This window comes from Cardinium endosymbiont of Sogatella furcifera, from assembly GCF_003351905.1.
In the GTDB taxonomy this organism is placed as follows: Bacteria; Bacteroidota; Bacteroidia; order Cytophagales; family Amoebophilaceae; genus Cardinium.
Genome location: NZ_CP022339.1, coordinates 807,187 through 832,276 on the forward strand (window position 1 = coordinate 807,187; position 25,090 = coordinate 832,276).

A 25,090-nucleotide genomic window follows, 5' to 3' on the forward strand; every position below is an offset into this window, starting at 1 on the left:
CTAATTACGTTCATTTTCATTACGACCTATTGATTTGCCCGCTGGCCCAAAGTGGGTATTGGCCATGCATTGTCAGACATGCTTCATACTAGCCGCTTACGCTGCTAGCATCTGTCTCAGGCTATCCAACTTAAAGGTTTTATTGGTAGGAGCTCCTTTCATCTCCTTTGTTTGTACCATACTTGGCACGCGATGTATTACACACATTTGCACTTGTGCATTAGGGAAAGCGCTATTTATAGCTGCAGGAAAGTTTTTTAGACCATCAACACAAGCGATAAGGATATCTTCTACACCTCGTTCCTTAAGCTCATTAAGTACACCTAACCAGAAGTTAGATCCCTCACTTTCAGATAAATAGAAGCCTAATACTTCTTTTTTTCCCTTCTGATCTATGCCTAATAAGGTATACATACATTTACTTACACATCTGCCATCTTCTTTTACTTTAAAAAACATACCATCCATAAAAACGATAGGGTAAACCGATTGAAGCGGATGGTTCCGCCATTCATTTATTACCGGTAACAGGGTATCAGTAATACTCGATATTTCAGCAGCTGATATTTTATGATCATAAATTTCTTCAACATGCGCAGCTATGCATTTATAGCTCATGCCACTAGAAAACATACTTAAAATCTTGGTTTCTAGCTCAGGATGTAGACTTGTTTGGCGCTTTTTAACTATCTGTGGATCGAAACTACCTACTCTATCTCTAGGAGTTAGTAGATCAAAGGAACCAGAACTTGTGCGCAAAGTTTTACAGCTTTTGCCATTCCTTCGGTTATGTACTGCTGAAGCATTAGATAAGTGGTGCGCCATTTCACCTTCTAAACTGGCCTCTAGAAGTTTCTTGATCAGAGGGGTTAAAGCTCCATCTTTACCTGTCAAAGGTTTACCTAAACGGATAGAGGACAAAATATTTGCCTCCAGAAATTTGTAATCTACTAAACCAACGTAGTCATTCTGCATATGTTCTTCCATGTCTAAAACCTTAAATGTTTAATTATTTAAATTATAACTTTTTGCAGACTTGACACAGTTAATCGAACACTTCCTCAGCATCTTTGGAAATCGTAATATCGTCTAAATGATTAGCGCCTGAAAAAACGTCTGATAACCTGAATTTGCTTACGCCAGTGATAAAAGTAAACTTAAGGTGTTTATTGATTGATTTTAAAGTCATAAAGAAATCTTTCATAACCTTGATATTGGCTTTTTCTAGGTCTGATCCTTTAGTTAGATTGATAATAGGAATTAAGATATCACTGCAAGGAATTAAGATATCTTAAAGCCCTTTATTTTTTAATTCTGTTTTGCAACTATTATTATTCTTTCAGTTGTATAGATAAACTATGTCAAAACGAGGGGTAATAATCATGTATTACAACTCCTATAGCACTCCAATAAAATTTGCGCCTAACTGTAGACAGTCAATAGCATCAGTCCGATAGATAGTTGTGTGCTCTATTTTTTTTCTTTATATATAAAAAATTAAGAAGATTACTAAAAGGGCAGATAAGCATCCTGTAACCAGTTATTACGCTTTGGCTTATAGCTAAAGCGGTATGACAAATAGGATGGTTTTACTTATTGTCCATTGAAAGTGAGCTACTCAAATTGAGTCGATATAACCAAGTGATTCATTTTATCAACCATTTTACCCAATGTATCATTATTTAATTCTGTTAAAAAATAAATTTTGTAACAAAACTTTATGCTCTTTTTTTACTGTTTATCTTTGGTATACTTTATATATGGATGTGGTCAAATAAATAGGTTTAATTATAATCCAGATAGTGATATGGGCAGTAATTGGTCCCATGATACTATGCTAGAAATCCCTTTAGCGCAATCAAATAACTTAATTGCTTATGCAGCTAATCAAGGTAGTTGGGAATTGATTCAAGCAATCTTAGATAGTGAGGTGTATCTTGATGAATTATATGCTATTATACACCCTGAATCATGTTGTTATTGCCATGATCATATCATTCCATGCTTATTGATCAAGTATAGCCCACCAGATCAAATAGGGAATAATCTAGTCCATAATGGAATTAAAAATAATGGTATTTTGTTTATTAAGGAGTTTTTTGAGCCTGATACCAGAAAGCCTCTAGTCCATCTTTGTAAGGAGCTGTATATATATCTAACGCAAAAAAATTATTCAGGATCGCTTCCATTAGATTTTGTGTCCCAAAATAATATTTTAGGTATATTTAGAATAATTTTCGAGAGATTCTATTCTTTACAAATCAGTGGTTTTGATCCAAAAGCATATCTAGATAAGATTTTTACGGTTACTAATAATCATGGATTGAATGTGATTGATATGGCAACCGCGTATGGCCATTCAGATTTGCTAAAAGAGGTATTCGAGGAGTCAATTAATTATAACTATAATATAGAAAAATATATACTATATAATTCTATTAAGGTTGGAGAAGCAGAGATTAATAAAAATAGTGGCAATACTGAAAAGATTAAAGATTCGGTTCAATTAATAAAAGGTTACATCAAAGACTATATCGACAACCCAAATAGCTTATCAATAGAAAGTTCACAACAATTAAACCTAGATGAGTTTATACCTATTGCCGGCCAGTATAATGTAAGTGATAAAAGATGCGCTGATAACGAACAAAAACAAGATTATTCAACAAAACGTAAAAGAACACAACAAATATACATATGTAAATGGGGTACTTGTAAGGAAACGTTTAATAAAAAAGCGCTTTTTTGCAATCATGTAAAGAAGAAACACCGAATAGAACATTATGAGCAGACATGTAAGTGGGATGGGTGTGGGAAACAATTCACTGCTATATATACGTTAGCAAACCATCTAAACACGCACACAGGAAAAAAACCATACAAATGTGAGGTCTGTCAGAAAAAGTTCAGTCAAAACTATGGATTACAATGCCATCTAAGAACCCAGCACAAACTGTCAAATCAGCCATCTAAGCTAACAATTAACGAACAAAAACAAGATTATTCAACAAAACGTAAAAGAACAGAACAAATATATATATGTAAATGGGGTACTTGTAAGGAAACGTTCAATAACCAAGCGCTTTTTTACAATCATGTAGATGAGCAACACGAGGGACAATATAGTAAGAAGATATGTAGGTGGGATAGGTGTGGGAAACAATTTCGTACTAAATATACGTTACAATACCATGTAAACAAGCACATAGGAAAAAACCCATACAAATGTGAGGTATGTAAAAAAGAGTTCAGTCAAAATTGTGAATTACAATGGCATCTAAAGACGCACACAGGAGAAGAACCAAAGTGTATGGTCTATGGTGCAACGTATAGTAACAAAAATAGTTTACAATCCCATATGGGAGGAAAGTATCCAGAAGAAAACCCATACAAATGTGAAGTCTGTAATAAAGTGTTCAGGTATAAGAATTACTTAAAAAGCCATAGTAGAACACACACAGGAAAAACCCATACAAATGTGAGATCTGTGAGAGCACGTTTGGTTACAAAAACAGCTTAGAAAACCATAAAAAGATCCATCACAAACCGCCAAATCAGAAAGGTTCAATAAACGTATGTGTTCAGAGCGATGGTTTTTTGTCCACTTTTTTATCAAGAAAAAAGTGGACAAAAGTTCATTAAAATATATTCCTTAAGTTGACGCCATTTATCAAACATTCACGACGGTATGGAATACCAAAGATACTGCAACCTTATTCTAGCTCTTTAATAAGATAAGCTTATAACACATACGTAAGACAGATAGATAAAATTAAGCAAAAGTTGTCCGGATAAATTAACCCACTATAGTTGGCGGCATGGTTCGAATAGACCCCTACACCCTTTCAATAGAGGCACCTAAGGCATTGAGGCGTTGGTCAATGGATTCATATCCTCGATCGATTTGACGAATGTTTTCAATCGTACTGGTACCTTCTGCCGCTAGTGCGGCAATTAATAAAGCGATACCTGCTCGAATATCGCTTGAACTCATATGGATGCCATGCAACTTATGGCTATTGCCTAGGCCTACTATATGTACCCTATGTGGATCACATAATACCAGTCTTGCACCCATTTCAATCAAATGGTCTACAAAAAAAAGCCTGCTTTCAAACATTTTCTGATGGATTAAAATATGGCCTTGTGCGTGTACAGCAGCTACAACTGCGATACTTAGTAAATCAGCAGGTATGCCTGGCCAAACTGCATCGTAAATCGTTACAAGATTCCCATCCATTTCCGGTTGAATATGGTAAGCAGACTGGGCTGGAATATGTAAGGTATCTTTTTGTTTTTCTAGAAGAATACCTAGTTTTTCAAAGCAATACCAAACGGGTGCAAAAAGTTTAATAGGTACATCTGTGATGGTTAGTGCGGATTGAGTTGCTGCGGCCAATCCAATAAAACTACCAATTTCCAACATGTCTGGTAAGATGGTGTGGGTAGTACCCTGTAGTGTGTGTACACCCTCTATGGTTAATAGATTGGAGCCAATACCTGTGATGCGCGCGCCCATAGCTACTAGCATACGGCAAAGCTGTTGTACATGTGGCTCAGAAGCTGCTGGGTAAATAATGGTTTTGCCTTTGGCCATGCTGGCAGCCATAATCAGATTAGCTGTACCCGTGACAGATGCTTCTGGCATTAGTACATCGGCTCCTTGCAGTGCATGGCACTGGGCAATCCAATTGGGCTTAGCAGCATGGAAAGCAATACCTAGCTGCATGAGTCCTTCGAAATGCGCATGCAGCCCCCTGCGCCCAATCCGATCTCCTCCAGGTTGGGCTATAACTACTTCCCTGAAACGAATTAAAAGAGGGGCCAGTAACATAATAGAACCCCTTACTTTAGTGTACTCCTCTCGAAAGGCCGCTGTAAGCATGGCGTCTTTGGTAAGGCTCGCAGCACAAAACTGATAGGTTCCATGCCCCAAGGGGGTAATTTGAACGCCTAAAAGCGCTAGCAGCTTCATGACACTTTGGACATCTGTAATATTGGGCAAATTGTGCAGCGTTACGATGTCATCGGTTAATAGGGTGGCACAGATCACCTGTAGGGCCTCATTTTTTGAACCTTGTGGTTTGATGGTGCCAGACAACCGATGCCCTCCATGGACAATAAATTTATGCATGGTGCAATGGAGCTTGTTGAGATAAGTCGGATTACTTTTTAGCCGTATTGGTTTTTAGGTATGGTCTATTTCTAGGCTTTTGCCCATTTGCACCTTCATCTGGTAAGGTGCGTAGGATGCCTACATCCAGCGTTGTACCCTCTGGTAGCATGCGTTTGATGTCTTGGATGATTCTTTCATTGTTGATGTAATCGTTGTTCCATGTATTGCTAAAACGACGCATGAGCTTGCCCACTGCCATCAACATCTGTTCTTGTTCTTTAAGTGTCGGTAGGGTAGTGATTTTTTTTAGGAGTGCTTCTATATGTCGTCCATAATACTTGTATCTAATCAGCTGCATAGAGGGCATATGTGCATAATGCTGCTCGCCGCTTACTCTTTTTATAGGTTTAGGCGTAGGACTATCAATATCTAATTTGTAATCCGATAGTATAAAAAGATCGTCCCATCGTTTTTGTGGCGATTCTGCATGAGGGTTGACCACTTCCATCAGTTTGACAATACCATGGGCTTGTTGTGTACGAACTGCTTTGTCCTCAATGGTGGCAAATTGCTCCATAAGCTTTTGTATATTTCTACCATATTCTTTAAGCATTAAAGGGGATCGCGTTGTATTATAGTCGTACATTGTGGGTTATTGGGTTATAATAAATAATATTTCATTAGGCCTTCTATGTTGTAGGCAGTATGTCTAGCTTTGCATAATTTAATAAGAGGGTCTTTTCTCCAAATTTATGAAAAAGAATCACCGCTTTACGCATGCCTGCGGCTTCCACTACCTTCAAGACTTTTCCTGAACCAAAGTGGAGGTGATGTACCATATGTCCAACTTGTAGGGCTGTTGGCCCAATGCTAGACTGGTCGGGTGCAGGTCTCTCTCTTTTGCTCATGGAGCTGCCTAGCTTGTACTTTTGAATGGGCTGAGCGGTAACTGTACATTGCGCAGGTTTAGTGGCCCTTTGCGCTGTTGTATGCCTCCCTATCTCTTTTAAAAAACGACTGGGTTGCACATGGGTTAATTTACCAAATCGGTATCTGCTTAAAGCGTGCGATAGCGTTAACTTGAGTTGTGCACGGGTAACGGCTACGTAAAAAAGGCGTCTTTCTTCTTCTAAGTCTGCTTGGTTGCCCAACATCATAGCAGAGGGGAAAAGTTCTTCTTCCATGCCTACTAGGTATACGTATTTGAATTCTAGCCCTTTAGAAGCGTGAATCGTCATTAGGGTTACTGCGTCTTCATGTACATGATTTTGATCTGCACTCGTCAGCAGTGGAATTTCTTGTAAGAAACTGCCTAGGCTTGGATCATTGTTTTCAGGTTGGTCTACAAACTGTTTGATGCTGTTGAGTAGTTCTTGGATATGCTCATAGCGGGTGCGCCCTTCTACGGTTTTATCTTCATGTAGTTCCTTGAGTAGACCAGATGCTTTGGCTATATAGGCTGCTATCGTATATGCATTTTCGTTGCTCTGTCTTGCGGTATCAATAAGGGTTACAAAACGAGAGACAGCTGTTGCAGCGGCACCACGTAAAAAATCATTTAAGTCATGCAGTACCGTCCAGAGCGGGCGTGCGCTTTCCGCTGCAATAGAAAATATTTTATTAATAGTAGTAGGTCCAATGCCTCGTCTAGGGAAATTAATAACCCTTTTAAAGGCTTCTGTATCATTCTGGTTTATCACAAAACGCAAATAGGCTAAAAGGTCTTTGACTTCTTTGCGTTGGTAAAAAGAGAGCCCACCTATGATCTGGTAAGGAATATTTTGTTTGCGTAATGCCTCCTCAAAGTTTCGAGACTGATTATTGGTACGATATAAAATAACAAAGTCTCGATAACGCAGTTGGCCGCTTAACTTTTCTGTTAGCAGCTGATCTACTACCAGCTGGCTTTCTTCCATATCTGACCTAGCCCTTAGCACCTGAATGGGTGCTCCCATGGGATTGGTTGTCCAAACCTTTTTCTTTAATTGTGCTGCATTGTGGCTAATGATCTGGTTTGCGATATCTACGATATGTCTTGTAGAGCGGTAATTTTGCTCCAGTTTGATCATTTGGTGGTTGGGGTAGTCATGGGAAAAATGTAAAATATTATGAATATCCGCACCCCTAAAGGCGTAAATACTTTGTGCATCATCGCCCACTACACAGATGTTTTGGTGATGCGCTGCCAGTGTTTTGGCAATACGATACTGCACCAAATTGGTATCTTGAAACTCATCAATCAATAGATAACGAAATTGTTGTTGATACTTTGTGGCTAATGTAGGGTGATCATGGAACAACGTATGCGTTTGTACCAGTAAGTCATCAAAATCCATTGCACCGGCTTGTAAGCAGTGGCGTGCATACCTTAAAAATATTTCACTGAACTTAGGCATACGCATATGGGCATCTTCCTTTTGATAGGTTGGGTCCGCAGCGTAAACCTCTGGCTTAATCAACCTGTTTTTAGCATGGGAAATGCGGCCCAATATAACGCCTGGCTTATATAGCTTGTCATCGAGATCCAGTGCCTTAGTGATTTGTTTGATGAGCGATTTGCTGTCGTCTGTGTCATAAATGCTAAAATGAGCCGGATAGCCCAAGCTATTGGCTTCTCGGCGTAATAATTTCATAAAAACACTATGGAAAGTACCCAGCCATATTGCTTGTGCTCCATTGCCCACTACGTCAGTGATCCGTTGACGCATTTCAGCAGCCGCTTTATTCGTAAACGTTAACGCAAGGATCTGATGCGGTGCTGCTTTTTGTTCTTTGAGGAGATGGGCTATTCTGGCGGTTAATACCTTGGTTTTCCCTGAGCCAGCACCTGCTACCACAATTGATGGGCCATCGGTATGGAGGACGGCTTGCTTTTGCATTTCATTCAGTCCAGAAAGATAGTCTGGTTGTATAGCTGGTTCCATTGTGATGACGCTTTTACTTTTCATATTTAATGCACGCTACGCAAGCATATGTGTATACCAGCGATTATACCTTGTGACTGGCTAAATAATATGAGCAGGGGAATAATTTAATAAATAGTTAGCTAAAGGGCAAACAAGGATGCACGGGTAGCCTGCTTGTGTGCTACATTTTTATAAAATAGATCAAAAATAGATCAAAAGAACTATATTTGTCAGACTCAAGCAACACTAAAGATTTTTATTCTATCAATTATCTTTACAGGATTTTATCAGCATGCATCATACCGTAGGTCTTCGTAGGGACCTGATTGCCATTTGTCGATCCGGTTGGATTTTTTATCTTGTGCTAGGTATAGCTTGTGAAGGTGGCCGTTGTACGGATTACCACCATGAAAGTAAACAACCATCTGCATCAGATCTGCAAATGGCATCAAGTCCACAAGTGTTATGCAAGCAACCTCATACGCCTCCACAATGCCATAAGCGGAAAAGTATAGACATAGAAAACCTAAATGATGCAGATGATTTAGCGCCTCCTATAAAAAAAATAAAACGCATAGCTAAAGTAGAAGAAGGGAAGCAAGTGATTGTATGCCTGCATGGTCTGACTAGAGTCTCCTCTGACTTTGATACGATGAAAGCAACTTTGCAACAAAAATTCCCCCATGTGCCTATCCTTGCATTAGAACATCTGAACAAAGATTTTACCCATTCAGATAAATCTTCTAATCTCACTGTGAAATATTCCATCAAGGCGCAAGCTAGCGTAGCTTATGAAGAGATTAAAACAAAGGTTCCTCGTGGTAGTCAGATTGTACTCGTAACCCATAGCCAAGGGGGGGTGCGGGGTTTTACCCTGCTTAAAGAATATATGAACCGTTTGAAGAATGAATGTGGAATTGTTGTTCGTCAATTGATCACTATAGCTACACCTTGGAAAGGTGCTCCAGTATTTGGTCATATTAAAGATGTGAAGCACTTTAATCAAACGTTTGATCAGATTGTACCAATTTTAGAGCGCATAAAGCAAGGTTATAGTGAGTTTGTAAGGGGATATTTTTTTAAAAAAGCACCGGGAATTGCAAAAAATCACCCTGCGGTATACCAATTCCTAGCCCCATGGGCTAGGAAGTTTAAAAGTGTAGAAGGTATGACAGATTTAGACCCAGCAAGTGATTTTATGCGTTGTTACGTTGCCTTAGGTCTTAAGGATATTGATGTGCCTATTACTGCTATTGCTACTGTTTTAACTGATTTCTCGCAGCTGTTTGATTCATTTGAATCCCCTGTTAGAGCGCAAGAATTGGCTGAACTCAATGCTACTTATGCAGCGTTGATTGGAGGGGATCCAAAGTGTGAGCATGATATGTTGCTGCCTGTTGCTACACAGCATGCAGAAGGGTTGGTGACGAAAAATTTTAAACGCATCAAGGTATATGGTGCCTGTCATGGTAATAAAGTAGGTATTACGGTAAAGCGTGGGCTTTCTGCACTAAATAATAAACAGGTGATCCAAAAGGTAGTGGAAGTTATAGAAGAGACTTTTTATGAGGAGAAAGAAGAAGATATAGCACAAGCACCGTGTGGGGTGGCTACTGGTTAGCTGTGCACAAATATTAAAACATAGAATGGTGGAAAGTGTAAAAAGTAAAGACGTTATGGTGCAGTTTGTAGTGCACCATCCCATCTTGCGTCAAATAGGGGAGATGGCTGATGCGCTGCAACTAGAAACCTATGTAGTAGGGGGATTTGTGCGGGACTTGTTTTTAGGACGTGCTTCTAAAGATATTGATATCGTTTGCGTAGGGGATGGTATGGTACTGGCAGAGGCGGTCGCAACCTACAGAGGTGTGCCTGTTCGTCTATTTAAAAGTTTTGGTACGGCCATGTTGCAGTGGGATGGGTGGGTCATAGAGTTTGTAGGCGCTAGAAAGGAATCTTACCTGTTGACTTCCCGCAATCCCAGTGTCTCAACTGGTACACTGTCTGATGACCAAATGCGCCGGGATTTTACCATTAATGCCATGGCCATCTCCTTAAACAAAGCAACCTATGGGCAATGCATAGATCCATTTCATGGACAGCAAGACTTGATAGATGGGTGGCTAAGAACGCCTTGTGATCCTGTGCAAACCTTTTCAGATGACCCATTGCGCATCATGCGTGCCATACGGTTGGCTGCTCAGTTGAATTTTAGGATCACACCAGAAACGTTGGTGGCTATGACCGCTGTTCGGGATCGTTTGGCTATTGTGGCGCAAGAACGCATTACGGAAGAGCTACATAAAATGATGGCCACGGATAGACCTGCTTATGGGTTTAAACTTTTATTCGATACCAATCTATTATCGATTGTACTACCTGAATTGCAAAAGCTTTCAGGGAAAGAACAAATTGGATACCATTCTCATAAGGATAACTTGCTCCATACACTGGAGGTATTGGACAATCTGGTGCAGCATTCTGCTAAACTATGGCTTCGTTGGGCGGCTGTCTTTCATGATATTGCCAAGCCATTAACTAAACAATTTGATCCTGTGCATGGTTTTTCTTTTCATGGTCATGAAGAATTAGGGGCTAGAATGTTGCCTAAACTATTTAAAAGGCTACGTTTTCCTACTAGTAAGGAAGCCTTAGGATATGTACAAAAATTGGTCAGGTTGCATCTGCGTCCTATAGCCTTGGCTAAAGAGGTCACGGATACTGCGATACGGCGCCTTGTATATGAGGCAGGAGATGATTTAGAGGATTTATTTTTATTATGTAAAGCGGATATTACCTCTAAAAATGAAGTCAAAGTCCAGCAATATTTAGCTAACCTGGACAGGGTGCAAAAAAGGGTGGTAGAGGTAGAAGCCCGTGATCAAATTAGAAATTTTCAACCAGTTATTACGGGTGCGGTTATTATGGAAACCTTTGCACTCAAGCCATCCGCTCAGGTAGGCCGCATTAAGGAGGCCATTAAAGAGGCTATATTGGAAGGTAAGATTAAGAATGAATACCAAGAGGCGTTTGATTATATGTTAATGATTGGGAAATGTTTCTTATGACGTAAATTGTGCAATGGCGTCTATCCTTACGTTGACGCCATTGCTTGTTGGGTACCTAATCCATTTTTAAATGGTTTGCTGCATATCATCTGCTATTTGTTCATACATATTATCCTTATTATCATCTTTTTTTGGGTTATCTTGCTTTGATGAGCCTGTAAAAAAATCTATAATCCGGGTTAGAACCCCTTTCTTTTTTTTCCCTTCAGTAGGCTGTCTATGCTGGTTTGTATGTTGATCCTTATCATCCCCATGACTTGTAGTGCTATCTTGTTGGATAATAGTTGGCGTTGCTTGAGCATCTTGACTATTATCTGATTCCATAGCAGCATCTGTAGATTGCGTTTGACCTGTAGGTTTAATTTTAGATAGTGCACCATCTTTTATTCCCTGCTTATTTTTAGTCGGATCCTTTTTACTTAACTCCTTTTTAGGCTTAGTCCCTGCAGCAGATGATGGCTTACAGGCAGTTTTTTGATTATGTTTAACGATTTGTCGACTGTGCGCCTTCTCTCGGCTTTTTAAGCAATTTAGGTCACTACATCCTTGTGCTGTTAACAAAGGTATAAGTAATAAAAACATTAATTTTTTTGTATATATGTACATAATTACATAAGTTTAGGTCGGTTAAATTAACATAATGCATTATGCATTCAGCAATTCATTTCTTTGCTTCCATTGGATAGTGCATGCCTACCTGGCTATGCTAAAAAAGTAGCAATGGCCAGTTCTATATGCAATCTACCCAGCTTATATGGAAATGGATGATGTAGCTACTAGAATGGCCTCAAAGTAGCTAATGGGAGCTGCTTACCCCATTGTTTTTATTTTGTAAGGTAACATAGGCTTTTTGTTTTTTGTTTTGTAAATGGTTACTTCCTGCACGTACCATAAAGGTTGTCTACACTAAATGAACGGCTGGAGACCCCTTTGAGGCTAGCCATGCGGTTGCTTACGCTTTTACTAACCTGGACGGGCATACTCCACGTCTAATGGTAATAAAAAAAAGATATTGTTGCAATGTTTTTGAATCGTATTATATCGATTGGTTGTGGTTAAAAGCTGCATCTATGTGCAATAGGTTGTAGGGTAAACCAAGGCTTTGTTTCGTCCAGTAAAGATTAGGCGTAAAATACCACCTTATCAAAATGGTTCACTCTGTTGTTTTAGTGACTGGTGCAGAAGGTCAGTTAGGCGCTGCGTTACGAGATACTTTTAAAGCCCATGCCTTTCTTCTACCACGTTTTTGCAGCAAAGCCATGCTGGATATTACAGATGCAGCTCAAATAGAGTCTTGTATCAAAGCAGATAGGGTCCAATACATTATAAATTGTGCTGCTTATACGCATGTGGCATTAGCAGAGCAAGTAGCCGCAAACTGTTTTAAAGTAAATAGCATAGGTGCGGGCTACCTGGCTACATTAGCTGCAAAATATCGTATTGTGCTCTTGCATATTTCAACAGATTATGTCTTTGGCGCTACCATAGGGCGTCCATTAAAGCCAAATGATCCTACCGATCCATGGAATCAATATGGTCGATCCAAACTGGCTGGAGAACAACTGATCGCCGCACGTGCTTCCCATTTTTATATCATTCGAACGGCATGGTTGTATGGCGAAAAGGGGAACAATTTTTTTACAAAAATGGTTGCATTGGCTCAAAAAGAACGTACTATTCACGTGGTTGATGACCAAATAGGCACACCTACTTATGTCTATGACCTGGCTACTGCCATTTGGGGAATTATTGAAAATATGGCAAACAATAGACACTATCCATCGGGTATCTATCATTATACCAATGAAGGGGTAGCCAGTTGGTATGATTTTGCCTATGCCATTCTAACTGCTTTGCCCCATCGTTGTGCCGTGGAACCCTGTGCTTCATCTTTAGCGCATCTGACACGGCCTTACTACAGTGTATTAAGCAAGGCTTCTTTTCGGGAGGTGTTTCAAATGAAGATTCCCCACTGGCGCCATAGTCTTTCTATTTGCTTGAAAAGATGGCAGGATGCTTTGCCATAAGCATCACCCAAATGCATCTTTTGAGGGCGTACCTTGATCCATTCGATTTTTGCTTTTGGCTATTATTTATTCTAATTTTAAAAAATATTTCTGGTGCGTACTATATGTATAAGCCACCTGTAAGGTGACCATGATGCGGGGTAATCCACTAAAGGTACGAGACTATTTTAGGTGCCATTCAAATTTCTTATTTTAACTTTATGGCAAATGTTGTGGCCCTTGTAGGCAGGTCTAATGTAGGTAAGTCTACCTTTTTTAATCGATTGATTGAATCAAGAAAAGCCATTATGGATGGTTCTGTCCATACAACTCGTGACCGGCATTATGGATATGCGCAGTGGGGTAATAGATCTTTTACGGTTATTGATACCGGGGGATATATGTGTGGTACGGGTCATACCTTTGAGCATGGGATTCGTGAACAGATTCAACTGGCACTTGATGAGGCCAACTTGGTCCTTTTTATGGTGGACTGTCTAGAGGGTCTAACCGATGTAGATAAAGATTTTGCGCATGTATTGCGCAAAATCAATAAGCCTATTTTTTTAGTAGCCAATAAATCAGAAAGTGTAGTAGCTGCCATGGTGGCACCTAGTTTCTATGCCCTAGGTCTGGGTACGCCATTTCCTATAGCCGCTATAAATGGTTCGGGAACAGGTGATTTGCTCGATGCTTTATTACCTTATCTAAAAGAAACCCCAGCAACTGATCCAGGACCAGGTCAGTTGCCTAGGCTCACCATTTTAGGCCGTCCAAACGTAGGTAAATCTTCTTTTTTAAATGTGTTATTGGATGAAAAAAGAAGCATGGTTAGCCCCATCTCTGGTACCACTAGGGATGCAATAGATACGGAATACAACCGGTATAATAAAAAGTTCATCCTGACCGATACAGCAGGGATACGTAAAAAGTCAAAAGTAAAGGATGCGATTGAGTTTTATTCTGTGTTGCGTGCCGTAAAATCCATGCAAGACGCGGATATCTGTTTGATCATGATAGATGCCCAACATGGTATAGAAGCACAGGATATTTCACTTATTGCACTCGCACATCGGTATAAGAAGGGTATGGTCTTAGTGGTGAATAAATGGGACTTGATGGATAAAGAGGTGACAACTGCTGAGGCCTATAGAAGACACCTATTGCGTAAACTAGCCCCTTTAGACTACTTACCTATTCTATTTGTTTCAACGGTAAAGAAACAAAGGGTTTACCAAACCATTGAAAAAGCCCTTGCAGTATATCAAAATAAGATAAAAAAAATTCCCACTTCTGAGTTAAACAAAGTCCTTTTACCCATTATTGAAAACAATCATCCACCTGCTGTAAAAGGAAAGTATATCCAAATTAAATATTGCACACAGGTGACGGCCCATGCGCCTACATTTGCTTTCTTTTGCAATCATCCAGCCTATATTCAGCCGAATTACAAAAGCTATTTAGTCAATCAACTCAGGGCCCATTTTAACTTTGAAGGGGTACCCGTTCAGGTCGTATTTAAGAAAAAGTAGGGTAGGTAGTATGGCTTGACTGTGGCCATGTATCATTAAAAAGCATTGGTTAGCTGTAACTCATTCAGTTATTTTGTATAATTGTACATTAGACTTCTTACGAGACGCACTTGTATTTTTGTAGGGGGGCGGTGTGCAAAGCCGCAGCGTACGAGATGTAGGTGAGAGATGAGCACCGGATCCATATGCACATAACCAATAGTGTTTTGAAGGTAGTCTATATGTAACATGGTTTTGTATTTTATACCTTTACCTATTACTGAAACAGACAAAAGATACCAATATGAAAATCAATAAGAACTATATGATAGGCCTATTAGCCTTCGCTGCCTTAGGTATTTTATATTATGGTTTTTTGTTCTTGAAAGGCCACAATATATTTTCTAAATATAATGATTACCAAATTATTTATCCTGTTAATAAGAACTTGTATGTTTCTGCTCCTGTCAAGCTAAAAGGTCATGTAGTAGGAATGGTTACAAAGGTAGAGATTAAGCCTAAGCAGAATTACAGCACACTGGTGACGATTGAGTTAGATAAACAATTTCCTTTAACCGATACCAGTAAGGTTATGTTGAATAATGCGGGTATGATGGAGGGCAATGCTTTAGAAATTGAGTTACACAAAGGCAACCCTATCGGTAAGCATGATATTATCATTGGCCAGTTCCATCCAGATTTTAATGAGATTGATCTTAAGGCCATGACGGCCCAGGTAGCAACGGTTACACAGAACCTCATTAAAACGACTGAGGGCGTGAATGCCATTTTAGTCAATCTTGAAAAAACAAGTGCTACTTTACATACTGCTATCCATGGGCTTGAACACAACATTACCACGATTGCAAAAAATATGATTGCGATTTCTTCTCCATTGGCAGACTCAAAAAAGGGTATACCTGCTATGTTGCCTATTTTGCATAGCCTGTTTGGAGAAATCCGCTCTATTCCTTTTAAAGATCTCTCTTTTAGAGTTACCAATATGTTGAAAAATGTAGAAACATTGATCCAGCATACCTCCAGTGATGCGGGAAGTTTTGGTCTATTGATCCATAATCCAACGCTCTATCATAACTTGAACCATAGTGCAGAAAATTTGAATACATTGCTTTGTGATCTCAAAAATCGGCCATCGCGCTATGTACACTTTTCTCTATTTGGGTGTAGAAAAAAATAGGTAAAAAGTACTATTCAGCTGATCGGTCAATGGTGGGGTTTAAGGGACCATCTATTCTAATACAGAGATAGTAATGGCTAATGCGTATACACTGCTGCCCATGTCCGCGAATAAAAGTTGGCACGCAGTAAAAGTAATGAAACGAACGGTTCTGCAGCAGGGCTTTAACTTGATGAAATAAGAGCAAATATCTATCTGTTCAATGCACTATTTTTTTGTGTTAAAAGAAAAATGCCCCTGTAAAAAGTCGTGGTCTAGAAAGTAGAATCCTACAGATGATTAGGAAAAACAGTTTCCTTTGAAGCCCCCAAGGGGGCGCTTTCTGTTTTTCCATCTGTAGGATGTCACTTTCAGCGACTTTTTGCCGAGGGCTTGATTTTTTGTTACTTTTTTATCAAGAAAAAAGTAAAGTAAGAATGCTTTATTACCTCTCCACCATTAGCTGATCAGGCGCTATGTCTATTCAAGCGGATGGCGTCTACAATTGGGGCAGGACATGTTTGTATTGAGCCATTGTTTGATACAGTGTAAGTGAAAATAGTGACCACATGGTAAGCAATAGGCAGCCTTTTCAAGACATATGCTACAAGTATCTTCCTGTAATGCTGTTGCATGATGTTTCGTTTCTATTTTCCTTGTCTGCATTTCCCGTAGGATCTGTTCTATTTGTGTGGTGCGTGTGGGTATCGATTGCCTTTTATGGAATCTAAACCAGATGACCAGTCCTAGCATAGTAAAATAGCATAAGACAACGATGGGCCTGCTTTTAATTTTAAATACCATAGTATGTATCGTTAATACAATGTGAACGGTTTATGAAATAGATGCGCGCTGTTAATAAATATTATATTGAGTGTAATATATGCCATGATAGTTCCAGCAAATGCAGTCTTAATATTCTATGATACCCTTAGCATAATAGGCTAAGACTTGGTCCCGACGCGCTAAAATAGCGTTTAAATAGGCATTGGTTACAAACCCCACTTCTTTCTGGGCAATTGCTAGAGAAAAGATTTCTTTTAATGTGGATAGATTCAGTTTTTCCAGCGCCTTTTTTGTTTTTTCAGCGCAATATTTTGCACATGGCCAAGCCGTATAGCGGCCATCTTGGAGCCAAATTGCATTTTGATAAAGTATATAACGCAGCGATTTCCATTTTTTTATGCTTTTATAAAATGATTCTGAAAAGAGTGCACCAAATTTTTCCTTTAAAACTTTTGAGGGATGTGCCTTGATCGCTATCGCTTCATTAAAAGGAAAAGGTTTATCTCTATCATTGGTATGTAGCTGATGACTATATGCCCTGCGTGTAAAAGGCAGTGCGCCATATTGTGCGTGCTGCATATACCTAATGGATTCATTGTCAATGGCTACAAGAGAAGTTTTGCCTTTATGCTTCGTAAGCAACAAATTACCAGGACAAACATCACAGTGGCCAAAGACAAAATAAAAAATCTGAAGATTGGCCAAGTCTTCGGGATCAACTTCTTGCATGGCTTGGTTATAAGTTTCCGGATCCAATGGGTCTATGGTTGTGTCGATAAACAGCTGTAGAGATCCTTTTGTATGTCCAATGGTCCGAATAATAGTAGGAGGAACATGGGGAAAACCCAGTTGAAGAGAAGCTTGATAGGCGGCTACCTATGCACAAGCACTGCCGATCCAAATAGGTTTAAAAACAGCTTGTAAACCATTATCTAGTGTTACCAAGTACACGTCGCTAGAAAAATCTTTTTTTTTGCCTTGACAATCCAATACCCTACCCATGGGCTGCTTCTTAATGACTTTACCCGTCTCTAGTTGCGCAACTATTTTTTGATGTTGTTGCTGCGTATGGGTTACTGTTGTTTTATTTTGGGTAGCATGGCTAGGAAATGTTACCATAGCGCAAATCATACCATGGAACAGATGTTGAATATGGGACATGAATGTAAAATTTAGTTAAGATGAAGTCGTGGTTAGGATTACATTTTTCTTGGTAAAAAGGTAAGCAAAAAGTAAGTCTTAGACAAAAAGTGGCCTATAACCTATTCTGGAAGAAATCCATCTGCTTGCATGTGCCAGAGTTTTGTAAAGTGCCCTTTTTGCGCCAATAGGTCTGGTACGGTCCCATCTTCAATAATTTCCCCCTGATCAAAAACCAAAATCCGATCCATATAATGCAAGGTAGATAAACGGTGTGCGATGACCAAAGTAGTAGCCTGCTGCATGACGCTTGTGAAGTTATTTTGAATAAACTTTTCCGTAATGGAGTCTAGCGCAGAGGTAGCCTCATCCATAATGAGTATAGGTGCCTGTTTTAAAATGGCACGTGCAATGGCAATACGTTGCCGTTGCCCTCCAGACAGTTTGACGCCACGTTCCCCTACCATGGTTTGGAATCCCTTGTTGAACTGTTCTATAAAACCCATACAGTGCGCAAGTTGTGCTGCTTCCCGTACTTCTTCCGCTGTGGCATCTAAACGACCATATTGGATATTGTCAAAAATCGTGCGGTGAAAAAGCAGCGGATCCTGTGGAATCATTGCAATTTGTGCATGTAGAGAGGCTTGTGTGACTTTTGAAATATCTTGGCCATCGATTAATATTTTTCCACTATCTAGGTTATATAACCGCAATAGGAGATGGACAAAGGTCGTTTTTCCTGAGCCAGAGTATCCCACTAAACCAACTTTTTCTCCTGCTTGAATCTGAACCGAAAGTTGGCTAAACACATTCGTTTTCGGCTTATAATGAAAGGTAACCTTATCCAAACAAATGGTTCCTTGTGGCACAAGCAACTCGGTTGCATCGGGGAGATCTTTGATCTCGTGTGGCGTACTGAGCAGTGAAAGAGCTGCTTTAGACACCCCCACTTCTTTGGCAATCTGGGTGATATGAAAAGAACTGTGCCAAATTAACCCCATGAGATTCAAGAAAGTCATGGTGATCAGTGAGCAATCCCCTATGGTAATCCAGTGGGTATTCCATGCATAGACCAATGTCAACAGGGTAATCACAAGAAAGATTAAAGTCAGTAATCCTTTAAAAAAGTTATCTTTTTGAATCGCCCAAGAGGCTTTTTTAGACTTTTTTATCTCATCTGTTTGGTATCTATTCAGGTAACGTAGTTCGTAGGTGGTCCGTGCAAATAAACGTACGGCCAACATACAGCCTAGGCTATCCACTATTTGGCCATCTAATGCAGAAATCGATTCTGCATGGATTTTAGCTGTAGTATTGATATGCTTAATGTTCGCAATGGTTAACGCAACGAAAATGGCTACAAAAACAAGTAAAATGAGACAGAACAGTCTACTTACTTGAAATACGATCCCCAATGAAATACAAAAAGTAAGCATTGTGCAGAAAAAATTACCTATTATAATATCTAAGATATGTTCGCAAGCACGCGGTAATTCTGCAATTTTATTGGCTAGTCCACCTGTTAAATGTTCAGCAAAATAGCTGTGTGATTGATCTTGTGTATAGGAAAGGACACTTTCTCGAATAGTTTTGCGGAATTTAGGCCAAACATAAATAGATATAATGCTATTAGCCCGCACGGAAAGTTCCATCAGCAGCCAAGAGGTTAACAAACCGATGAGGGGAAAAGCTAGTGGTTGAAAAGGTGTAGCCATACCTGGCGTAAGCGCTACAAGCCTATTGATTAATATTTTGACAAAGTAAGGGCATAACGACTCATGTAAGGGCCATAATATGAGGGTAAAAAACATAAATCCGAAACCAACGCGCTGCCGTTTTACGAAATAAAGGATAAAGTTAAAAAGGGTTCGGGGTAAAGCGTTTATTTCTTCAGGCATTGTAATAATTTTACGGTTTCCTAATAAACAAATGGGTTAGGGTGTGTGGGTCCCATGGGTTGAACAGATTGCTCTGTAACCATGAAGATGGTGCATTCTATGATTGCATCGATGCCATACGCTTTATAAATATCGTTAAAAAGCACTATGGAAGCAAGGTAGGGGGGGTAAACCATCAATGGTGTCCATTGAAAAGAAATATAGTACTGATTTTTAAGTAAAATTCTATTTTTATAGATGCTTGGTATGCCATGCACTTGCGACTGCTTATATAGACGTATGGCTATCCATTGCAGGTTGACCCTAGATCAGTAACCCTATGCTGCACCCTTTTGTTTTATACATACATGCCTATTTTTTTACGATATATTATGCAATTTTTGGGCATATGTATGCAATGTATATACATCTTTGCAAGTCATTAAGACAAAAAATATTTAATATGTGTTCTTTTAAAAAAGGGAAAAAATGATTAAATTTAAAGTCTGTTTGCTAAGATGCCTGTTTTTAATACAACCATTCAAAAGTATCTTCTATGATGTCTCCACAAAGGATACTATATGTTGCCAGTGAAATAGCTCCTTTTTTGGAGACTTCTCTTGTATCAGATTGTGTACGTAAGTTACCTGAAGCCATGCAAAGCAGACAGATTGATGTACGGATTGTGGTACCTAAGTTTGGTACGATTAATGATCGTATGAATAGGCTCCATGAAGTGCTGCGTTTGTCAGGTTCTATTGTTTCGATCAATGATGTAGACCATTCTATTTCTGTAAAGGTCAGCACTATACCCAGTACACGGTTGCAGGTTTATTTTGTAGATAACGATGATCTATTTGGGCGTAGGCGATCAGTTTTTGAGGACCACCACAATAACTTTTTTGAGGATAATGACTTGCGTATGATTTTTTTCTGCACAGGTGTTATGGAAACGCTTAAAAAATTAGAATGGGAAGCCGACATTGTGCATTGTCATGATTGGATAACAGGTCTGATCCCTATTTTTTGGAAGAAGTTATATCAAGACCATGCGCTTTTTAGAAAAGCTAAGCTTGTTTTTACCGTTTATAACAATACTTTTTCGCATCATTTTCCTTGTTTAGCAGAAAAAATAGAAAAGGTAGGTATTGCCCAGGAGGATGCAGTATGGTTAACTCCGGGTGGTTTCCGTAACATTATTCAACTGGCTATGCACTATTCTGATCTAGTATTGCGTGGAGAAGCACTTGATGCTGTTGAGTTTGAGGATTTGTTTAAAGACAAAGAACTCCCTTGGGTTCAAAATGATGACCAATATAATGAGGAGTATTTTGAAATGTACAAGCGCTTATTATCCCATGCATAATGGTACCGAGCAGCAAATGGTGCCCATGTAAGGGAGGATATAGATCTATGAAACAATACAAATTGTCTCCTGATCAAGCAAAAAGTTTGATATATCATCCTTCTTTATGCATTTGTTCCACTATTTAGGTTTATGGTTTCTTTTTTCTTTTTTTCCGCTTCTTGCCTATAGTAGTGATCGTCCACTATCTGTATGGCCCAATAGTCCATCGGCCAAATGGTTGTGCACCATACGTGGGCAAAGTTTTATAGACAATACAGAGTATTTCAATAAAATCATCGAAGGAGAAACCATTTTTGGGTTTCATTTTTTTCCCAATTTAACGCTCGTAATGGCTGAGGATATCGGTCTGAACTTGGGGTTCATTTGGGAGAGGCATTTTGGCCATGTACAACCATGGCATGGCATTAGACCTACCCTATCCATCTGTTGTCACCATCCACAAGCCACTTTTATAGTAGGTATTTTTAGCCTACAGGACTACCCCTTACTAGAACCGCTTTACCTACAGCGTAAGCCGTTTATCGAGGGGTTGCATTTTAGGTTGGCAAAAAACAAAAATTATCTCTCAGGGTGGCTCAATTGGCACACTTTACTATCCAAAAAAGAGAACAAACCAGAATCCTTTACCTTGCATTTAGATGGCGCATGCTGCCAAGGCCATTCGAATCGGACTGTGACGTTCCCCTTTCACTTGGCTGTTTACCACCTAGGTGGACAGGGTATACGGGTTAAAGATTATAGTTTGTGGTGTGGTGCAACTGGTCTTGCTTTGCGTTTTTCCAATTGTTTGGGTGGATCCATTTATGGGGCTAGTTATCTACTATTTAGTAGGTATATCAAAGCTATAGACCGTCCTTTTAAAGAAGGGTGGGGGCAATGGTATACGATTGATTGGCAGATGTCCTGGCTAGGCATATCGTTGAGTTATTGGTATGGGCATAATTTTTCTTCCGAAAATATGGGTCATCCACTCTATCAATCTATTCGTATAGAGGACCGTAAAACGGTCTACTATGCGCGTATTAGAAGCCTTTTATTTTTATCCATATATAAAGATTGGAGGCCCCGTTCAGGTGTAACGATTCAGGCTGTTTTTAGACCCTATTATGATTGGGAGAATCGGTTGTTGGAGTATGGTTTTTCGTGTAAACTAACCTATGCGCACGCTATTACCCTGCAACAGGCAAGCAGTATAAAATAATAATAACCCTCTTTATGGCTGAATTATTGATTTATCGTGCTTCTGCAGGTTCTGGTAAAACCCATGTATTGGTAACCCGTTACATTCAATGGGCCCTACGTTATCCAGATGCCTTTAAGCATATCTTGGCAGTAACCTTTACCAATCATGCGACCCAAGAAATGAAGCAGCGGATTCTAGCCTATTTGTATAGTTTATCTATTGGACAAGAGACTGTTGTACAAGAGATGTTGCGTCTAACAGGGTGGGGGCATGCACAACTACAGCGGCGCAGCAAGGAAGTATTAGCTAGGATGGTCTACCAGTATGGTGATTTTTCAGTTACCACCATCGATAGCTTCTTTTATAAACTTATTCAAACTTTTGCCCAATCGATGGGGTTGCCGCATCAGTTTGCCATTGAAATGGATGAATCGTTGGCTTTACAAGAAACTATAGAGGCGTTATCTACTTTAGATGAACCTTTGCTGCAAAAATGGATGGTGGACTTTGCACTTACCAAGCTATTGGCAGGTAAAAGTTGGCATATTAAAAGCCACATTCAGGAGCTAGGTAAGGCACTTTTTGATGAATCATTTAAGCTACATGAACAAGCATTATTAACCGCTTTTGAGCAGCCAGAGAGATGGTTTCACTTTGTGGCCACCACACAAGCATGTTGGCATGGTTTTGAAGAAAAGATGCAACAGATTGGTCAAACTGCCCTCAACATATTGAAGCAAGAGGGCCTTACACCAGCAGATTTTTCCTATGGTACCAAAGGGGTAATTGGTTATTTTTTAAAATTAGCCAGCAAAAAAGAGCTGCAGCCAACCAAACGAGCCATTCAAGGCAGTGATGATCTAACCAGTTGGTATAAAAAAAAACATCCATCTGATGCTATCGCTAGGGTAGTAGAGACGTTACTCCATCCTCTATTGATGGAGGCGATGACCTTGCATGCACAAGAGGGCTTAGCCTATAGAACCGCTATGGTGCGTGCCCGTTTTACCTATGCCTTTGGTATGATTGGTGCTTTATTGATAGGGTTAGAGCGGTATAGATCCCAAAACCATCTTTTGTTTATATCCGATGTGTCTGTCTTACTCTACCAAGCCATTCAAGGCAGTGATACCCCCTTCTTATATGAGCAAGTAGGTAATCAATTCCATCATTTGCTTATAGATGAATTTCAAGATCTTTCTCTTTTTCAATGGATGAATATCAAGCCATTGGTACGCAATGGGCTTGCACAAGGCCATAGTAGTTTAGTCGTAGGAGATGTGAAACAATCTATTTACCGTTGGCGTGGCAGCAATTGGAAACTTTTGAACCATCAAGTAGCAGCAGAATTTAAGGAAAGCACCATCCATGGTTTAACGACCAATAGGCGCAGCAAAGAGGCGGTCGTATTATTTAACAATTGTTTTTTTAAAAGAGCTGCTGGCCAATTGGTTGATTATCTCGAAGCCACCTTGCCCCCTATGGAGCCATTAGCCAACGAGTTGGCCCAAATGAGGCGGGCCTATGATGACGTCGTACAACAACCCGATCTGCAACCAGGTGGCTATGTAGAATTTTTTTTGCTTCGTTCTGAACAAAAAGCAGATGATGTTATGGTTATGCATACGCAACAAGCCTTTATAGCGTTACTAGAACGTTTGCAAAAAGAGGGCATTCCAGCAAAGGATATAGTGGTATTGGTGCGGAATCATCGTGAAGCTACTTTGCTAGCCCACACCACTGCTACCTATAAGGTCGTATCAGACTATGCCTATGTTTTAGGGAGCCATATGGCCATAAAAGTACTCATACATACATTGTATTATCTTCATAATGAATATGATTTGATTAATATAGCTGCTTGGATAGAGACCTATGCTAGTTGTACCTCATCCAGTATGGGGCACCATGATAGATTGTACAAAGCAAGTGATATACACAAGCTCATTCCCCAATCTTTTTGGGTCCAAAAAGAATTTTTAAAAAATACATCTGTTTATAACTGTGTGCAGCTAGTGATTGCCTGTTTATTTCATCTCCCTCATGACTTTGGCGATGTGTTGGCTTTTTTTCAGAGTATCGTTTTAAATAGTTTCCTTACCGGCACTACTTCTATAGAAGCCTTTTTAGTCTGGTGGGAAAAAAAAGGCCGCATGATCAAGCTGCCCATTAGCCATCAGGACCATGTGATCAAGGCAATGACCATTCATCAAGCCAAGGGGCTAGCTTTTAAGGTAGTCATTATACCCTTTTGTAGTTGGGGTTTGGACCATCCGTCCCAACATGGCCCCATTTTATGGAGCCTACACCATGCGCAACCTTCCTATTTTCCTATATGGCCCATAGGCTATGGTGCAGCACTTAAAGAAACCCATTATGCGCAAGACTATTACCTAGAACAAATTCAAATCCATCTTGATAACCTTAATCTCCTCTACGTAGCGTTTACAAGAGCTGCTGCACAACTCTATGTGATGGCCCCATTGCCAGGTAAAATGGAAGGTATGACTACTGTTGCTGATGTAATCTACCAATCTTTGCAGCTACCAGAGTCTCTATGCGGAACAGGCGTACCACGGGCAACTGATATAGAAGAAACTGCTCTTGGGACTAGGTTTTGTTTTAGCTGATCTTACTTGAGCTGTGTTGTGTAAGCATCAATATATTTTTTTATCCATCCTATTTACGTACGTGTTCAGCGCGATCGTTTTTTGCGTTAAAAGAACAAGGCCCCTGAAAAAAGTCGCGGTTTAGAAAGTGGCATTTTACAGATGATTAAGAAAAACAGTTTCCTTTGAAGCCCCCAAAGGGGGCGCTTTCTGTTTTTCCATCTGTAGGATGTCACTTTCAGTGGCTTTTTACCGAGGGCTTGATTTTTTGTCCACTTCTTGATCAAGAAAAAAGTGGATAAAATTCATTATTAACCAGTATCGTGAACAGGCACCTATTTT

General features: G+C 39.7%; 18 protein-coding genes and 1 pseudogene. 9 read left to right on the forward strand and 10 right to left on the reverse strand.

Features of this window, described 5'->3' with window-relative positions:
* Window positions 1-150: 150 nt before the first annotated feature.
* Window positions 151-987 (reverse strand): annotated as a pseudogene (locus CE557_RS03530) (IS256 family transposase); the annotation flags it as partial.
* Window positions 988-1,045: 58 nt separating this feature from the next.
* Window positions 1,046-1,288 carry an AAA family ATPase gene (locus tag CE557_RS05290; protein WP_114910221.1) on the reverse strand — a complete coding sequence of 81 codons (243 nt, stop codon included), beginning with the start codon at window positions 1,286-1,288 and terminating at the stop codon, window positions 1,046-1,048.
* Between the two features lie 432 nt (window positions 1,289-1,720).
* On the opposite strand from CE557_RS05290, the gene CE557_RS03540 reads away from it, so the two are divergent.
* A complete protein-coding gene (locus CE557_RS03540; RefSeq protein ID WP_114910222.1) occupies window positions 1,721-3,520 on the forward strand; it encodes a C2H2-type zinc finger protein in 1,800 nt (599 codons plus the stop codon).
* Window positions 3,521-3,835: 315 nt separating this feature from the next.
* On the opposite strand, the gene murA is transcribed toward CE557_RS03540, so the two are convergent.
* From murA to CE557_RS03555, 3 genes are read right to left on the reverse strand one after another with little or no spacing between them, the layout of a single operon-like run.
* On the reverse strand, window positions 3,836-5,134 hold the full coding sequence (gene murA, locus CE557_RS03545; protein ID WP_114910223.1) for a UDP-N-acetylglucosamine 1-carboxyvinyltransferase: 1,299 nt from the start codon (window positions 5,132-5,134) through the stop codon (window positions 3,836-3,838).
* Between the two features lie 31 nt (window positions 5,135-5,165).
* Entirely contained in the window at window positions 5,166-5,762 is a 597-nt protein-coding gene (locus CE557_RS03550; RefSeq protein WP_114910224.1) for a DUF4290 domain-containing protein, read from the reverse strand.
* Window positions 5,763-5,805: 43 nt separating this feature from the next.
* Window positions 5,806-8,040, reverse strand: coding sequence for an ATP-dependent helicase (locus CE557_RS03555; RefSeq protein WP_114910225.1), 2,235 nt, complete (start codon window positions 8,038-8,040; stop codon window positions 5,806-5,808).
* 274 nt (window positions 8,041-8,314) lie between these two features.
* Here CE557_RS03555 and CE557_RS03560 point away from each other — a divergent pair, with 274 nt between their 5' ends.
* On the forward strand, window positions 8,315-9,643 hold the full coding sequence (locus tag CE557_RS03560) for an alpha/beta hydrolase (RefSeq protein WP_114910226.1): 1,329 nt from the start codon (window positions 8,315-8,317) through the stop codon (window positions 9,641-9,643).
* A gap of 55 nt (window positions 9,644-9,698) precedes the next feature.
* Window positions 9,699-11,090 (forward strand): CCA tRNA nucleotidyltransferase, encoded by a 1,392-nt coding sequence (locus CE557_RS03565; protein WP_191239810.1) that lies wholly within the window; start codon window positions 9,699-9,701, stop codon window positions 11,088-11,090.
* A gap of 66 nt (window positions 11,091-11,156) precedes the next feature.
* Here the strand turns inward: CE557_RS03565 and CE557_RS03570 are convergent, their stop codons facing one another.
* Window positions 11,157-11,696 carry a hypothetical protein gene (locus tag CE557_RS03570; RefSeq protein WP_114910227.1) on the reverse strand — a complete coding sequence of 180 codons (540 nt, stop codon included), beginning with the start codon at window positions 11,694-11,696 and terminating at the stop codon, window positions 11,157-11,159.
* A gap of 542 nt (window positions 11,697-12,238) precedes the next feature.
* Between CE557_RS03570 and rfbD the strand changes: the two genes are divergently transcribed.
* The 3 genes from rfbD (at window position 12,239) to CE557_RS03585 (ending at window position 15,805) form a co-directional block, all read left to right on the forward strand.
* Window positions 12,239-13,117 (forward strand): dTDP-4-dehydrorhamnose reductase, encoded by an 879-nt coding sequence (rfbD, locus tag CE557_RS03575; protein ID WP_114910228.1) that lies wholly within the window; start codon window positions 12,239-12,241, stop codon window positions 13,115-13,117.
* Between the two features lie 200 nt (window positions 13,118-13,317).
* Complete coding sequence (der, locus tag CE557_RS03580; protein WP_114910229.1) at window positions 13,318-14,628, forward strand: ribosome biogenesis GTPase Der; 1,311 nt, start codon at window positions 13,318-13,320, stop codon at window positions 14,626-14,628.
* Window positions 14,629-14,911: 283 nt separating this feature from the next.
* The gene (locus CE557_RS03585; protein ID WP_114910230.1) at window positions 14,912-15,805 is read left to right on the forward strand and encodes an MlaD family protein; all 894 of its coding nucleotides are present in this window, start codon (window positions 14,912-14,914) and stop codon (window positions 15,803-15,805) included.
* Between the two features lie 459 nt (window positions 15,806-16,264).
* On the opposite strand, the gene CE557_RS03590 is transcribed toward CE557_RS03585, so the two are convergent.
* The 4 genes from CE557_RS03590 to CE557_RS03605 form a co-directional block, all read right to left on the reverse strand.
* A complete protein-coding gene (locus CE557_RS03590) occupies window positions 16,265-16,588 on the reverse strand; it encodes an RING finger domain-containing protein (protein ID WP_114910231.1) in 324 nt (107 codons plus the stop codon).
* A gap of 108 nt (window positions 16,589-16,696) precedes the next feature.
* Window positions 16,697-17,299, reverse strand: coding sequence for a hypothetical protein (locus tag CE557_RS03595; RefSeq protein ID WP_162789992.1), 603 nt, complete (start codon window positions 17,297-17,299; stop codon window positions 16,697-16,699).
* A 147-nt stretch (window positions 17,300-17,446) separates the two neighbouring features.
* Window positions 17,447-17,731, reverse strand: coding sequence for a hypothetical protein (locus tag CE557_RS03600; RefSeq protein WP_114910233.1), 285 nt, complete (start codon window positions 17,729-17,731; stop codon window positions 17,447-17,449).
* A gap of 101 nt (window positions 17,732-17,832) precedes the next feature.
* Window positions 17,833-19,608, reverse strand: a complete 1,776-nt coding sequence (locus CE557_RS03605; protein WP_114910234.1) for an ABC transporter ATP-binding protein — start codon at window positions 19,606-19,608, stop codon at window positions 17,833-17,835.
* A 535-nt stretch (window positions 19,609-20,143) separates the two neighbouring features.
* Between CE557_RS03605 and CE557_RS03615 the strand changes: the two genes are divergently transcribed.
* From CE557_RS03615 to CE557_RS03625, 3 genes are all read left to right on the forward strand, one after another.
* Window positions 20,144-20,953 (forward strand): glycogen/starch synthase, encoded by an 810-nt coding sequence (locus CE557_RS03615; RefSeq protein WP_114910236.1) that lies wholly within the window; start codon window positions 20,144-20,146, stop codon window positions 20,951-20,953.
* A 106-nt stretch (window positions 20,954-21,059) separates the two neighbouring features.
* On the forward strand, window positions 21,060-22,157 hold the full coding sequence (locus tag CE557_RS03620; protein WP_114910237.1) for a hypothetical protein: 1,098 nt from the start codon (window positions 21,060-21,062) through the stop codon (window positions 22,155-22,157).
* A 2-nt stretch (window positions 22,158-22,159) separates the two neighbouring features.
* Window positions 22,160-24,769, forward strand: a complete 2,610-nt coding sequence (locus CE557_RS03625) for a UvrD-helicase domain-containing protein (RefSeq protein WP_338140402.1) — start codon at window positions 22,160-22,162, stop codon at window positions 24,767-24,769.
* Window positions 24,770-25,090 lie beyond the last annotated feature (321 nt).